General features: G+C 62.0%; 15 protein-coding genes and 1 tRNA gene. 4 read left to right on the top strand and 12 right to left on the bottom strand.

Annotated elements, in window-relative coordinates; genetic code table 11:
- Positions 1-2 precede the first annotated feature (2 nt).
- On the top strand, positions 3-1,196 hold the full coding sequence (locus BLU15_RS05090) for a glycosyltransferase (RefSeq protein WP_090294552.1): 1,194 nt from the start codon (positions 3-5) through the stop codon (positions 1,194-1,196).
- 94 nt (positions 1,197-1,290) lie between these two features.
- On the opposite strand, the gene BLU15_RS05095 is transcribed toward BLU15_RS05090, so the two are convergent.
- Together BLU15_RS05095 and BLU15_RS05100 are read right to left on the bottom strand one after the other, a co-directional pair.
- The gene (locus BLU15_RS05095) at positions 1,291-1,584 is read right to left on the bottom strand and encodes a hypothetical protein (RefSeq protein WP_034803714.1); all 294 of its coding nucleotides are present in this window, start codon (positions 1,582-1,584) and stop codon (positions 1,291-1,293) included.
- A gap of 334 nt (positions 1,585-1,918) precedes the next feature.
- A tRNA-Pro gene (locus BLU15_RS05100) sits at positions 1,919-1,995 on the bottom strand.
- A gap of 374 nt (positions 1,996-2,369) precedes the next feature.
- On the opposite strand from BLU15_RS05100, the gene BLU15_RS39450 reads away from it, so the two are divergent.
- Complete coding sequence (locus BLU15_RS39450) at positions 2,370-2,534, top strand: hypothetical protein (protein WP_089043959.1); 165 nt, start codon at positions 2,370-2,372, stop codon at positions 2,532-2,534.
- A gap of 191 nt (positions 2,535-2,725) precedes the next feature.
- Here the strand turns inward: BLU15_RS39450 and BLU15_RS05110 are convergent, their stop codons facing one another.
- From BLU15_RS05110 to BLU15_RS05135, 6 genes are all read right to left on the bottom strand, one after another.
- The gene (locus BLU15_RS05110) at positions 2,726-3,262 is read right to left on the bottom strand and encodes a MerR family transcriptional regulator (RefSeq protein WP_060580887.1); all 537 of its coding nucleotides are present in this window, start codon (positions 3,260-3,262) and stop codon (positions 2,726-2,728) included.
- A gap of 139 nt (positions 3,263-3,401) precedes the next feature.
- Positions 3,402-3,740: an integration host factor subunit alpha gene (locus BLU15_RS05115; protein WP_034803721.1), complete on the bottom strand. Its 339-nt coding sequence runs from the start codon at positions 3,738-3,740 to the stop codon at positions 3,402-3,404.
- A gap of 92 nt (positions 3,741-3,832) precedes the next feature.
- Entirely contained in the window at positions 3,833-4,804 is a 972-nt protein-coding gene (locus tag BLU15_RS05120; RefSeq protein WP_090294554.1) for a beta-ketoacyl-ACP synthase III, read from the bottom strand.
- A gap of 4 nt (positions 4,805-4,808) precedes the next feature.
- Positions 4,809-5,867 (bottom strand): phosphate acyltransferase PlsX, encoded by a 1,059-nt coding sequence (plsX, locus tag BLU15_RS05125; RefSeq protein WP_034804255.1) that lies wholly within the window; start codon positions 5,865-5,867, stop codon positions 4,809-4,811.
- Positions 5,868-6,069: 202 nt separating this feature from the next.
- On the bottom strand, positions 6,070-6,621 hold the full coding sequence (locus tag BLU15_RS05130; RefSeq protein ID WP_034803727.1) for a YceD family protein: 552 nt from the start codon (positions 6,619-6,621) through the stop codon (positions 6,070-6,072).
- Positions 6,622-6,709: 88 nt separating this feature from the next.
- Positions 6,710-7,249 carry a ubiquinol-cytochrome C chaperone family protein gene (locus BLU15_RS05135; protein WP_034803730.1) on the bottom strand — a complete coding sequence of 180 codons (540 nt, stop codon included), beginning with the start codon at positions 7,247-7,249 and terminating at the stop codon, positions 6,710-6,712.
- 138 nt (positions 7,250-7,387) lie between these two features.
- Here BLU15_RS05135 and BLU15_RS05140 point away from each other — a divergent pair, with 138 nt between their 5' ends.
- The gene (locus tag BLU15_RS05140) at positions 7,388-7,894 is read left to right on the top strand and encodes an outer membrane protein assembly factor BamE (protein WP_034804258.1); all 507 of its coding nucleotides are present in this window, start codon (positions 7,388-7,390) and stop codon (positions 7,892-7,894) included.
- 70 nt (positions 7,895-7,964) lie between these two features.
- Here BLU15_RS05140 and BLU15_RS05145 read toward each other — a convergent pair whose 3' ends face one another.
- From BLU15_RS05145 to ribH, 4 genes are all read right to left on the bottom strand, one after another.
- Positions 7,965-10,100, bottom strand: a complete 2,136-nt coding sequence (locus tag BLU15_RS05145; protein WP_090294555.1) for a sodium-translocating pyrophosphatase — start codon at positions 10,098-10,100, stop codon at positions 7,965-7,967.
- 195 nt (positions 10,101-10,295) lie between these two features.
- Positions 10,296-11,525 (bottom strand): MFS transporter, encoded by a 1,230-nt coding sequence (locus tag BLU15_RS05150; protein ID WP_060529814.1) that lies wholly within the window; start codon positions 11,523-11,525, stop codon positions 10,296-10,298.
- A 5-nt stretch (positions 11,526-11,530) separates the two neighbouring features.
- Positions 11,531-12,013, bottom strand: coding sequence for a transcription antitermination factor NusB (nusB, locus tag BLU15_RS05155; RefSeq protein WP_034803740.1), 483 nt, complete (start codon positions 12,011-12,013; stop codon positions 11,531-11,533).
- Positions 12,010-12,471 (bottom strand): 6,7-dimethyl-8-ribityllumazine synthase, encoded by a 462-nt coding sequence (ribH, locus tag BLU15_RS05160; RefSeq protein WP_034803742.1) that lies wholly within the window; start codon positions 12,469-12,471, stop codon positions 12,010-12,012. The genes nusB and ribH overlap by 4 nt, the downstream gene beginning before the upstream one ends.
- Positions 12,472-12,716: 245 nt before the next feature.
- Here ribH and BLU15_RS05170 point away from each other — a divergent pair, with 245 nt between their 5' ends.
- Positions 12,717-13,163 (top strand): HAD family hydrolase, encoded by a 447-nt coding sequence (locus tag BLU15_RS05170; protein ID WP_244546710.1) that lies wholly within the window; start codon positions 12,717-12,719, stop codon positions 13,161-13,163.
- Positions 13,164-13,166 lie beyond the last annotated feature (3 nt).

Below are 13,166 nucleotides of genomic sequence, written 5' to 3' on the forward strand. Positions count from 1 at the left end.
CCATGGAACATGTGGTTCCGCGCCGGTCGCCGGCCCCTCCCCTCAAGCTCCTGCAGGTGCTGGAGCCGAGTGGCGGCGGCTCGGGCCGGCACTTTCTCGATCTGTGCCGCGGCATGCACAAGCGCGGGCATCACGTCGAGGCCGTCTATTCGCCAGTGCGCGCCGAGGAAGGTTTCGTTCGTGAACTGAAGGCAATCGGCCTGCCGGCCGTACACGCCGTCAACATGAAGCGCGCACCCGGACCGTCTGACTTCGGCTACTTTCTCGAACTCCGCCGCATCATGCGGGCCAACGTTTTCGACATCATCCATGGCCACAGTTCCAAGGCCGGTGCGTTGACACGCCTGCGGCTGCCTGGTTCTCATGTTCCGCGGATCTACACGCCCCACGCCTTTCGCACACTGGACCCGACGCTCGGCCGTGGTGGACGGTTGATCTACGGCACGATCGAATGGGCGCTGGCCCGTTTCTTTACCGATCAACTGATCTGCGTTTCCGACGACGAGTTCCACCATGCGCTCTCGCTGCATATGCCCGAGAAGCGCATGTCGGTGATCGTCAACGGCGTGGCACCGCCCTCATGCGAAATGGCGCAGACGCTGCGCGCGAGCTTCGGGATCGCGCCGGACGCTTTCGTCTTCGGCTTCGTTGGACGACTTTCCGTACAGAAGGCGCCGGAACGGCTGATCGCAGCGTTCAAGAGTGTCGCCGCTTCCGTCAGAAACAGCCACCTGGTCATGGTCGGCAGCGGCGAGCTCGAAGGTGACCTTCGCAAGGCGATCGCCGAAAGCGGACTGCAGAACCGCATGCATCTCACCTCTGCCTTTACCGGCCCGCAAGCCGTTCCCGCTTTCGACCTCCTGGTGATGCCAAGCCGCTACGAGGCCATGTCCTATGTGATGCTCGAAGGGGCCGCCGCCGGCAAGGCGATCATCGCAACCGACATCGGTGGCGCGCGCACGGTGATCGAGGACGGGCGGAACGGTTACATCCTGCCCAATAGCGACGACACGTCCGCGCTCGCCAAGACCATGATCCAGGCGGCGGATCCCGAACGCTTCAAGGCCCTGTCGGCTAGCGCCGAAAACCTGAAGGACCGCTTTACGCTCGCCGTCATGCTCGATCGCACAGAGGCCCTCTACCAGAAGGCGGCCTCAAAGCGGCAGACGGTCGACCTGCTCCAGTCAACCAGGTAGCGCAGAAAGAACGGCGTGATTGCCGCGCTGTATTCTCGGGAAACAAAAAAGAGGCCCTGCTGAAGGACCTCTTTTGCTGCGTTTGCAGGATCGCTTAAGGCGTCGACCCTTCTGCGCCCGAACCGCCACCGGTATCGGGATTTGAACTCGGCGCCCCGGTATCACCGTTGGCGTTTGCGGTGCCGGTATCAGGGTTGGAGCTCGGAGCACCGGTGTCCGGGTTGGAACTCGCTGTACCCGTATCGCCCGGCGAGCCGGTGGGCTGGCCCGGAACGAGGATGACGGCGTCGTCTGCACGGGCAGTGCCGGACGCCGAGATGAGCGGCATCGCCGTCAGGGCCGAAAGCCCGAGCAACGACGCGGCAAAAATCTTCGAAAACGTCTTCATTACATTTCCTCCTTTGGCAGACAGACGCCCGCCATGAGGCCATTCCATCACTTTCGCGAGGACGGCGATCGACCCCAGCCGCGTGGACCATCGCACCGGAACGAGGCATTTTAGCGATTTCCGATGGGCGATAAATTTTGTCAGGCGCAAGCGACAAAACCGCATCCGATCTCGGAGCAGACACGGTGGGCCAAAGCGAAACAATCAGCAGGCGTTTGAGATTTTTGCCGGGGCAATGGGTGCCCGAATGCGCGATTTTACGCGTGGAACTGCTGGCTACCGCCAGCCGCCAATTGCGGTAGCGCTGCTGTATGACTGAAATCAAAGAGGAAAATGGTCGGAGCGGCGGGATTCGAACCCACGACCCCTTGACCCCCAGTCAAGTGCGCTACCGGGCTGCGCTACGCTCCGAACCGAGGAAACCCCTATATAACCAACGCTTAGAGCGCAAGCGGGAAAATGCGGCCTGGATCGAAAAAGGAACAAACGGCGTGGAAAAGTATGTTTGGGAACCGAAAGTCCAACGGGACTTTCCGGAAACTCACAGCATGGCGTCGCGCCTGTGATGCGACCGTGGAGCGCCACTGGGTGTCTGCAAGTTCCGATGCTGCTTGACGAGGAAATCACCGACCGCTCGTCCGTCTACCGAACCTTCACCAAAACGAGATCCCGTCGCTCGAAACTTGCTGCCTAACGCAACGTGAGCTTGCCATCATGGATGATTTGAGGGACAGTTTGATACTGGCCCTTGAGGCCTGGAGCGTCTCCCCTTCTAGGAGAAAACCATGCCTCTTAAGTCCCTTATGGCCCTCACCGCGCTTGCGCTTCTCACGCTCTCCGGCTGTGCGACCTCCGGTTCGACCAACACGACCTATGCGCAGTGGACCGGCCCCTACCCGGAGCCCGACGTCTCCGCGGCGAGCCCCGGCGGCTTCCGGATCTCCTACTGACGCCTTTCAATCCTTGCTGGAATAGTCGCGCGGGCGCCCTGCGGACGGACGCGCATATGCCCCCCGTCGGCGGGCACCCCGCCGACGGCACCATCTTGGCAATCGTGTAAAAGGTGTCTGTGGAGGCAACCGCATTCGGCAGACGTTCGGCCGTGCGGAACCGGTCTTGATAATCGCCTGAAATGGCTTTCTCAGCGCACCTGGTCGAGAAGCCGCTTGCATTCCAGGAGGTCGTAGAGCGCCTCCTGAAGCAGGGCGCGATCTTCCTTGCCAACGGACGAGGATTTTCCGAGCGAGATCTCCGGCACGTCGTCGCTGTTGCCGCCGAAGGAGAAGAAACGGCGGCTCGCCGGCGCCTTGGCGCGGCCGACGATCTGATCCTCCTCGGAAAGACCAGCCTTCGGCGGTGCCGGCTCCTCGTTGCTGGAGGCTGCCAGCGCCTCGACGGTCGCGAGATCGCCGCTTGCAATCGCCGCGACGAACTTGTTGCCGTTGGTCTTCAGGAGCTTCTGCACGCCCTTGATCGTATAGCCGTGATCATAGAGCAGATGCCGGATACCCTTCAGAAGGTCGACATCCTCCGGCCGGTAGTACCGCCGGCCCCCGCCGCGCTTCATCGGCTTGATTTGCTGGAAGCGGGTTTCCCAGAAACGCAGGACATGCTGCGGCAGATCGAGATCGTCAGCGACCTCGCTGATGGTGCGAAAAGCGTCCGGGCTCTTTTCCATATCGTTCCCAATCCATGCCGTGCGACTCAGGCTCGAAAGCCGTAGTGAGCCGATACCGCGCCAATGATGGCACGAATCGGCTCCATTTCAACGGCTTATGGATGGGTTTTCAACCACATTTGTGGCTGTCGTCAGGCGTTCACGAAACGGGAGATACCGGTTTCTGCTTGGCCCTGCGGCCCAGATGCGCCTTCAGGACGCGCTGCTTCAAGACATTCGACGCCTTGAAGGTCATCACGCGCCGGGGCGAAATCGGCACTTCCTCGCCGGTTTTCGGGTTTCGCCCGATGCGTTCGTTCTTGTCGCGGACCTGGAAGGTCGCGAAAGAGGACAGCTTCACACTCTCGCCACGCACGATTGCGTTGCATATTTCGTCAATGACGGTTTCCACCAATTCGGCAGACTCTGTCCTCGACAGACCCACCTTGCGAAAAACCGACTCAGCCAAGTCCGCCCGTGTTACTGTTTTTCCGCTCATCTTCCCCCACCAACGTCTGGTACGCCGATCAGCGTCCGAAGACTATTGCCCTTGCCTTTTGCGGTCAAGCGTCTGTTGCTTAAGCAATTTCTTTACCAGCGGAGAAGCACGGAGCCCCAGGTGAAGCCGCCGCCCATGGCCTCGAGCAGGACGAGGTCGCCCTTCTTGATCCGGCCGTCGCCCGCCGCCGCATTCAACGCCAGCGGAATGGAGGCTGCGGAGGTGTTGCCATGGAGATCGACCGTGACCACAACCTTATCGAGAGGGATGCCGAGCTTCTTGGCGGAGCCGTCGATGATGCGCCGGTTGGCCTGGTGCGGCACCAGCCAATCCAGATCTTCGGCCGTCGTCCCGGTCGCCTCGAAGGCAGCCTCGATCACATCGGTGATCATGCCGACCGCGTGCTTGAAGACTTCGCGGCCTTCCATCTTCAGATGGCCGACCGTCCCAGTGGTCGAAGGGCCGCCATCCACATAGAGCTTGTCGCGATGTGCGCCGTCGGAGCGAAGCTTCGCCGTCAGCACGCCCCGGTCGGCAATGGTGCCCTCGCCTTCCTGGGCTTCCAGGATGATGGCGCCGGCGCCGTCACCGAAGAGCACGCAGGTCGTGCGGTCGTTCCAGTCGAGGATACGCGAGAAGGTCTCCGCGCCGATCACCAGCACGCGCTTGGCAAGCCCACCGCGGATATAGGCATCCGCCGTGGTAACCGCGTAGACGAAGCCCGAGCAGACCGCCTGCATGTCGAAGGCCGCGCCATGGCGCATACCGAGGCGGTCCTGGATGTTGACAGCTGTTGCCGGAAACGTGTTGTCGGGAGTGGAGGTCGCCAGGATGATCAGGTCGATATCATCAGGGGTAAGCCCAGCATTGGCGAGCGCAGCACGCGCGGCACCTTCGCCGAGCGAAGCTGTGGTTTCGCCCTCGCCGGCGATGTAGCGCTGCCGGATGCCGGTGCGCTGCACGATCCACTCATCGGACGTATCGACCTTGGATTCCAGCTCCTGATTGGTGACCACGCGCTTCGGCAAAGCTGCGCCGAAACCGCGAACGACGGAACGGATCATCTATTCAAACCTCATCATTCATGCCGGCGGAAAGGGCCTTGGGCGGTTCGCCGCCATGGTACTTCGCCAGATCGAGCTCGATCTTCGACTTCAGGCCATTCTTCACCATGTCGTAGCCGACATCGATCGCGGCTGCAAAACCCTCGGCATCTGCACCACCATGGCTCTTGATCACGACGCCATTGAGGCCGAGGAACACGCCGCCATTGACCTTCCTCGGGTCCATCTTCTCCCGCAGGCGGTCGAATGCGCCCTTGGCCAGGATGTAGCCGATCTTGGCAAGAAGCGTGCGCGACATCGCCGCGCGCAGATATTCGGCGATCTGGCGCGCGGTGCCTTCGGCGGCCTTGAGTGCGATGTTGCCGGAAAAACCTTCCGTGACGACGACGTCGACGGTCCCGCGACCGATGTCGTCGCCCTCGACGAAGCCGTAATAGTCGAAGCCGTCGATGTTGGCCTCACGGATCAGGCGGCCGGCTTCCTTGACCTCTTCCTGTCCCTTGATTTCCTCGACGCCGACATTCAGCAGCCCGACCATCGGCCGCTCGATCTCGAACAGCGCCCGTGCCATGGCGCCGCCCATCAGCGCGAAATCCATCAATTGCTGCGCGTCCGCGCCGATCGTCGCGCCGACATCAAGCACGATGCTCTCGCCTTTCAGCGTCGGCCAGATGGCGGCGATCGCCGGCCGTTGAATTCCCTGCATGGTGCGCAGACAGAAGACCGACATGGCCATCAGCGCGCCGGTATTGCCGGCGGAAACGACGACATCTGCCTCGCCGGCATTGATCGCGTCGATCGCTTTCCACATGCTCGACTTGCCGCGGCCGCGGCGAAGCGCCTGGCTCGGCTTCTCGTCCATGGCGACTGCAATCTCGCAGTCGTAAAAGGTGCTGTTGGCCTTCAGCTTCGGATGTTTTTCAAGGAGGCCCGCGCACTGCGCTTCGATGCCGAACAAAACGAACTTGATGTCCGGATGACGTTCAAGCGCCCTTGCGGCGCCGGGGATGACGACTTCAGGACCATAGTCGCCCCCCATCACGTCAAGTGAAATTCTGACCACGCGTGTCTTATCCTTCATTTCTGCCACACAACACGTGCCGCCGCGGCGTACTCAACGGAAACGCATTGACGAAACATATTGCTTCTGACGCTTGAGCCAAGCACGCGGCAGATCGCTTTAGCGGCTCTTCTGGCCGGTTTGGGGCCAAAATACTGCTTTTCCTTTGCGTGACAACCGAATTGTAGATGACGCTTTCGCGACCTCAGTCCTTTTTCCAGTCCTTCAGGACCGCAAAGGGGTTCGGCTTCTTGTCATCGGCAGATGTGCTCTCGATGCGCTCGCCGAACGTCACGCCGGGCTTACGGGGATAAGGCTCGATCGCGAGTGCAACCTGCTCGCTGACGACGACGCCGGCGTCGATGGTGTCGCCGATAAAGGTATCGGGAATATCGGGGCCGTCAGGGTCGAGAATCATCTCGCCGCCGTCATTGCTCGCCTGGCGGGCAAGCCGCGAGCCCTCGGGCACGAAGATCGCTTCGACCGGTTCGTCGATATCGGCTTCGACCGGCTCAAGAGTGACAACACAGCTCTGCACGACGCGGGCCCTGACGTCGCCCTTGATCTTCACGCCATCCTTCTTCCAGCGCGCGATCTGCAGGTCGGCTTCGAGCGACAGAACCTCGTTGATGTTCCAAAGCGCGGCAAGCGCCTTGCGCTCGCGCTCGTTGGCGGAGAGATGCACGCTGACCGCGTTCGCCGAAATGTGCCCTACTTTCACCGGATAAGAAAAGGCCGCCTGACTTTCGTCTTTCATGATTGGATCCTTCCTCGCGCGGGCTACCTGGCACCCATCGCGAACGCAGCCGCCAACCGGCTGCCGGTGGCGACGCTCTTGTTTTCTATTACGCCCCAGCCGGCGGAATGTGCAACTGGCCGATTTCGACGGCGTCTTCCGCGACGTCGACGAGCTGGGCCTCAACCGCCAGCAGATAGCCAGCGAGCGCAACCATCGAAGGCGCCGCGTCGCCGCCATCAGGGTGGAAGTTGCGCCTGAGCGCTGCCGCCAGGGCCTCGACGTCCCTTGCTTCCAGCGCCGCCGCATAGGATTCGAGTCGACCGTAATACATGCCGGCCAACTTCTTCATCTTCTTCGGCACGCCGGCATCGCCGACACCGAGCTCGCGGATCGAGTGATCCACATCCTCGAAGAAGGCATCGATGATCTCCTGGGCGATTTCCTGGCCAGGCCTTGCCGAAGCACGTGTGCGGCGGAAATAGAGGATCAGCGTCGCCGATAGCATCTCGAACCGGCCCATGACCGTGTCCGGAACATCGAGGTCGGTGTAAAGGTAGGGCTGGCGTGCCGCCGCCGTCAGCAATGCATATTGCCGCTCGACAATCGCGGTGTTGCCACTTTTTCTTTTAAACAGTCCAAAAATCATCACAAAGCTCGGGCTTGGCTTTCTCGAAATGCGCGCAAGCGCCCATGACGTTGTTGCATGACAGCCGAAGCTGGTTTACCGAAGCAGGCACGAATTGCAATGGCGGATCTGCCATCGTTTCTCCAAGGGGAGCTGTCGTTGACGAAGCGGTATTTGAGAAAAAACTTTAAGACCCTCGGCCGCGTGGCGGTCGTAGCCACCATCGCCGGTTTTACCCTTTCCGCCTGCCAGTCCGCCAATGTCGGTGAAGTTCTCCATCAGGGCTATGTGGTTGATCAGGAAACGCTAAACCTCGTTCCGGTCGGTTCCAGCCGCGAGCAGGTGCTGCTCTCGCTCGGCACGCCGTCGACGACCGCGACCTTCGACAACGAAGTGTTCTACTACATCTCGCAGACGCGCAAGCGCCCTGTCGCCTTCATGAAGCCCAAGCTGATCGACCAATCGATCCTGGCCGTCTATTTCGACAAGGAAGGCACCGTCAGCCAGCTGGCTCACTATACGCTGAAGGACGGCAAGGTCTTCGACATGCTGACACGCACGACGCCGACAGGTGGCAAGGAAACGAGCTTCCTCGGCCAGCTGCTGACGGGCCCCGGCGCCGGTCAGGCCGCGGCGCGCAGCCTGTTCAAGGACTTCGGCAACTAAGCCTCCCCATTCCAAACAAAAGGCCCGCGGAACGATGTTCCGCGGGCCTTTTGTTTGCGCATCGATGCGATCAGGCGAGGACGGCCAGAAGCAAGAGCGCCACGATGTTGGTGATCTTGATCGCCGGGTTCACAGCCGGCCCGGCCGTGTCCTTATAGGGGTCGCCGACGGTGTCGCCGGTTACCGACGCCTTGTGGGCCTCGGAGCCCTTCAGATGGCGTTCGCCATTCTTGTCGACAAACCCGTCCTCGAAGCTCTTCTTGGCGTTGTCCCAGGCACCGCCGCCCGAGGTCATCGAGATCGCCACGAAGAGGCCGTTGACGATGACACCGAGCAGAGAGGCACCGAGAGCCGCGAAAGCCGAAGCCTTCGAGCCCGAGAGCAGCAGCACGCCGAAATAGACGACAATCGGCGCCAACACCGGGAGCAGCGAAGGAATGACCATTTCGCGGATCGCCGCTTTTGTCAGAAGGTCGACGGCGCGGCCATAGTCCGGCCGTTCGGTCCCCTGCATGATGCCGGGCTTCTCGCGGAACTGGCGGCGAACCTCCTCGACGATCGACCCGGCCGCACGGCCGACCGCAGTCATCGCGATACCGCCGAAGAGGTAGGGAATGAGACCGCCGAAGATCAGCCCCGCGACCACGTAAGGGTTGGAGAGATCGAAGGAGATCTGCCCGACATCGGCGAAGTACGGATACTTGTCGCCGTTGGCGACAAAGTAGCTGAGGTCGTTCGAGTAGGCGGCAAAGAGCACCAGCGCACCGAGACCGGCCGAGCCGATCGCGTAGCCCTTGGTGACGGCCTTGGTGGTGTTGCCGACGGCGTCGAGCGCGTCGGTGGATTTACGCACTTCCGGCGGCAGATGCGACATTTCCGCGATGCCGCCGGCATTGTCGGTGACCGGACCGAAGGCGTCGAGCGCCACGATCATGCCGGCAAGGCCAAGCATGGCGGTGACGGCGATGCCAGTGCCGAAGAGGCCGGCAAGCTGGTAGGTCGCTATGATGCCGCCGACGATGACTATCGCCGGCAAAGCCGTCGATTCCAGCGAGACGGCCAGGCCCTGGATCACGTTGGTGCCGTGACCGGTCACCGACGCCTGGGCGATCGAGTTGACCGGCCGCTTGTTGGTGCCGGTATAGTATTCCGTGATCACCACGATCAGGGCCGTTACGATCAGGCCGAGAATACCGCAGAGGAACAGATTCCAGCCGGTGATCTCCTTGCCGGCGACGGTGCCGATCGTGCCCCAGCCGATGGTGAAGGACGTGGCGGCGCCGAGACCGAGGATCGACAGGACACCGGTCACGATCAAGCCCCTGTAGAGCGCACCCATGATCGAGTTGTTGGACCCGAGCTTCACGAAGAAGGTGCCGACGATCGAGGTGATGATGCAAGCCGCGCAGATGGCGAGCGGATAGACCATGACGGTCGCAAGCACAGGCGTGCCGGCAAAGAAGATCGCCGCCAGAACCATGGTCGCCACGACCGAGACCGCATAGGTCTCGAACAGGTCGGCTGCCATGCCGGCGCAGTCGCCGACATTGTCGCCGACGTTGTCGGCGATGGTTGCCGGGTTGCGCGGATCATCCTCGGGAATGCCGGCTTCGACCTTGCCGACGAGGTCGCCGCCGACGTCGGCACCCTTGGTAAAGATGCCACCGCCGAGACGGGCGAAGATCGAAATCAGCGATGCGCCGAAGCCGAGCGACACCAGTGCGTCGATGACTTCGCGCGAGGCGGGCTCATGACCCAGGCCGGCCGTGAGGACGACGTAGTAGACCGAGACGCCAAGGAGTGCGAGGCCGGCCACAAGAAGGCCGGTGATCGCGCCGGATTTGAATGCGATATCGAGACCGGAGGCGAGGCTCACGGACGCCGCCTGGGCAGTGCGGACGTTTGCCCGGACCGAAACATGCATGCCGATGAAACCCGCGGCACCCGAAAGGATCGCACCAATCAGAAAGCCGAAAGCGGCGGCGGGAGAAAGAAGAACCCAAGCGGCGATGAATACGACGACGCCGACAATGGCAATGGTCTTGTATTGACGCGTGAGATAGGCCTGCGCCCCTTCACGAATGTAGCCTGCGATTTCTTGCATGCGGGCGTTCCCCTGGTCGGCGGCAAGCACCGACTGTGTTGCCCAGATGGCATAAGCCACCGCGAGCAACCCGCATGCGATAACGCCCAATAAAATGGTCATTTCGCATTACCCTCCGTTACAACCCGCGGACTCACTCCCGGCCGCAGGCCCCTCAAAACCGCGAATCACGCACCACCTCCTCAAGCAGCACCCCTCACGGCGCGGCCAGAGTGCGGTTGCAACAGGAGATCGTCAAGCCCCGAGAAACGCCACTGGCGGCGCCTCGTTCGCTTTAGATTTCAGGGGAATGGAGCGTTAGGCGGCGGCCTTGCGCGGCGCCCGCTTCAGAAGCAGCAGGAGGATAAGGCAGACGATCGTTACCGGCCACACGACCGCGTTCAGCATGTCCCAGCCATAGGCGGTTAGCACCTTGCCCGAGGCAAACGACGACAGTGCCACCGTGGTGAACAGGATGATGTCGTGGAAGGCCTGAACCTTGTCGGCCTCCTGTGGGCGATAGCTGCTGGCAACGATCGCCGTCGAGCCGATGAAGCCGAAATTCCAGCCAAGGCCGAGCAATACGAGCGCGCCCCAGAAGTTCCAGAGCTCGATACCCATATGCGCAACCGCCGCGCAGGCCATCAGCAGAAGGAGGCCGCAGCCGACAATGCGCTCGGCGCCAAAGCGGCTGATTAGCATGCCGGTGACGAAGCTTGGCGCGAACATCGCCAGCACGTGCCACTGGATGCCGAGCGTGGCGAGTTCGGTCGAGAAGCCGCAGCCGATCACCATGGCGACCGGCGCCCCGGTCATCATGAAGGTCATCAGCGCGTAGCTGGAAATGCCGCAGATCATGCCGGTGGCGAAGCGTTGGCTGCGGACAATCTCGCCGAGGGGACGGACAGACTGATCGTGGTGGGCACTCACCATTGCGCCCGGCTCGGGCAGCCGCAGCGGCGCGAAAAACAGGGCTGCAACCAGGCAAATCGGCATCAGGACGACGAAAGCCCCGGCAAAGGAAACCGGCGCGAACAGGTCGCCAGCAAAAATGACGATCTGCGGACCGAGAACGGCCGAAACGATGCCGCCACCAAGGATCAGCGAGATTGCCTTGGGCTTGTAGAACGACGGCGAGGCGTCGGCGGCGGCGAACCGCAACTTCTGCGTAAAGCCGTTCGACGAGCCGAGCATCGCAAGGGCGAAGGCGAAAAGCCAGAAATTCTCGCGGAAGAGCGCGACGGCGGCGAGTGCTGCCCCGGCGGCCGCGATTGCGGTCCCGCTCATGAAGGCGAAGCGGCGGCCGATCAGGCGCGACAACACCGCAACCAGCACGACGCCGAGCGCCATGCCGACGTTAAAGGCGGTGAGCGGCGCGGTGGCCAGCGACTTGTCCTCCGCCAGCATCTGGTAGCCGGCGACACCGCCGACCGAAAAGCAGATGGGGCCGACGACGCCAAGAACGGCCTGTGCGGCTGTCAGGAGGTAAACGTTGCGGCGTGTTTCGCGAAGGGTGTTCCCCATGTCCTCAGCAGCAGCCGCAACCATCGACTTTACTTCCTCGGTTCGCCGCGGACCTGCTTGGCAATGCGGTCGAGAACGGCATTGACCAGCTTGGGCTCATCATCCGAGAAGAAAGCCTTGGCGATCTCGACATACTCCGTGACGATCACCGGAACCGGCACGTCCTTGCGCTCGAGCATCTCGAATGTGCCCGCGCGCAAGATGGCACGCACGGTGGAATCGAGGCGCGACAGAGCCCAGTCGTCCTGGAGGGCCGAGCCGATCAGCGGATCAAGCTTGCGCTGGTCGCGCACGACACCGGCGACAATCGACCGGAACCAGGAGGCGTCAGCCTTCAGGTAGGTGTCGCCGTCGACATCCTGTCCGAGGCGATGCGCTTCGTATTCAGCAACCACTTCGAGGACACCGGTGCCGCCGATGTCCATCTGATAGAGCGCCTGCACCGCAGCGAGGCGTGCTGCACCGCGCTGGTTGACCTGCTTCAGCGGTTGATCCGAGGGGGTTTTCGTCACTTTTCCGTGCCCAATTTCTTCTTAAGTTCAATCATGGTCAGTGCCGCACGCGCAGCAAAGCCACCCTTGTCGCCTTCCGACCGGCGGGCGCGCGCCCAGGCCTGATCGTCGTTCTCCACCGTCAGGATACCATTGCCGATCGCAAGGCTCTCGCTGACGGCGAGGTCCATGATCGCGCGCGAAGACTCGTTCGCGACGATGTCAAAATGGTAGGTTTCGCCGCGAATGACCATGCCAAGGGCCACGAAACCATCATATTCGGTGCCGCCCTCGTCGGCGCCGTCGAGTGCCATGGCAATCGCCGGCGGGATTTCGAGCGCACCCGGAACCGTCACGATATCATAGGTGGCCCCGGCTGCGTCCAGCGCATGCTTGGCGCCGTCGAGCAATGCATCGGCCATATCGTCATAGAAACGCGCTTCCACAATCAGGATGTGGGCTGCCGTGGTCTCTGCCATGGATCACCTGTCTTTGAGAGTTCCGCGCCGGATGCGACCGGCTGAGGCGGCGGTAAAACCACGCCCGGCGCCGAATGGCAAGCAAATTCCGCCGCAGACGGCCTTTTGCCGCGTTTACAGGGCCGCAACATGCGGCCGTTGCCGCTGCAAAAAGCCAGTGCCGTGGGTCTTGCGCGGCCGCGTTGCTGGTTCCAAGTTCGAAGCCGTCGATATCAAGCTGGATTTTTCGTAACATCGTCCTGCCCATGAAACCTCTTGGCGTCGTCTTCGACATGGACGGATTGCTCTTCGACACCGAAGCGCTCTACCGCGACGCGATGATCCAGACGGCGGCAGCGCTCGGTCACAACATGCCTGTCTCCCTTTATCTCGATACGATCGGGCTTTCGGCCGAGGCGACACGCGTGTCGCTGCGCGGTCGTTTCGGCGATGCCTTCGACCTCGCTCAGTTCTGGGAGCGTGCCTCGGCGCAATTTGCGACAATGGCAACGACCGAGCTGCGGCTGAAGCCTGGCGTCGTCGATCTCCTCGACCTGCTTGACGGCATGGGCCTGCCGTTTGCGATTGCCACCTCGTCACAACATCACGACGTCCAGCGCAATCTCGACCGGCACGGATTGCGCGACCGCTTCCCGACGGTCGTTGCCTTTGGCGACTACGATCATGGCAAGCCGCACCCGGCCCCTTCCTGACGG

The organism is Ensifer sp. YR511 (genome assembly GCF_900103045.1).
Classification (GTDB): Bacteria; Pseudomonadota; Alphaproteobacteria; order Rhizobiales; family Rhizobiaceae; genus Ensifer; species Ensifer adhaerens.

What these genes read in the sequence shown, in the direction of transcription:
- BLU15_RS05090 (WP_090294552.1), top strand. Translation starts at nt 3, where the DNA reads ATGGAACATGTGGTTCCGCGCCGGTCGCCGGCCCCTCCCCTCAAGCTC.
- BLU15_RS05095 (WP_034803714.1), bottom strand. Translation starts at nt 1,584, where the DNA reads ATGAAGACGTTTTCGAAGATTTTTGCCGCGTCGTTGCTCGGGCTTTCG.
- BLU15_RS39450 (WP_089043959.1), top strand. Translation starts at nt 2,370, where the DNA reads ATGCCTCTTAAGTCCCTTATGGCCCTCACCGCGCTTGCGCTTCTCACG.
- BLU15_RS05110 (WP_060580887.1), bottom strand. Translation starts at nt 3,262, where the DNA reads ATGGAAAAGAGCCCGGACGCTTTTCGCACCATCAGCGAGGTCGCTGAC.
- BLU15_RS05115 (WP_034803721.1), bottom strand. Translation starts at nt 3,740, where the DNA reads ATGAGCGGAAAAACAGTAACACGGGCGGACTTGGCTGAGTCGGTTTTT.
- BLU15_RS05120 (WP_090294554.1), bottom strand. Translation starts at nt 4,804, where the DNA reads ATGATCCGTTCCGTCGTTCGCGGTTTCGGCGCAGCTTTGCCGAAGCGC.
- BLU15_RS05130 (WP_034803727.1), bottom strand. Translation starts at nt 6,621, where the DNA reads ATGAAAGACGAAAGTCAGGCGGCCTTTTCTTATCCGGTGAAAGTAGGG.
- BLU15_RS05135 (WP_034803730.1), bottom strand. Translation starts at nt 7,249, where the DNA reads ATGATTTTTGGACTGTTTAAAAGAAAAAGTGGCAACACCGCGATTGTC.
- BLU15_RS05145 (WP_090294555.1), bottom strand. Translation starts at nt 10,100, where the DNA reads ATGACCATTTTATTGGGCGTTATCGCATGCGGGTTGCTCGCGGTGGCT.
- BLU15_RS05150 (WP_060529814.1), bottom strand. Translation starts at nt 11,525, where the DNA reads ATGGTTGCGGCTGCTGCTGAGGACATGGGGAACACCCTTCGCGAAACA.
- ribH (WP_034803742.1), bottom strand. Translation starts at nt 12,471, where the DNA reads ATGGCAGAGACCACGGCAGCCCACATCCTGATTGTGGAAGCGCGTTTC.
- BLU15_RS05170 (WP_244546710.1), top strand. Translation starts at nt 12,717, where the DNA reads ATGAAACCTCTTGGCGTCGTCTTCGACATGGACGGATTGCTCTTCGAC.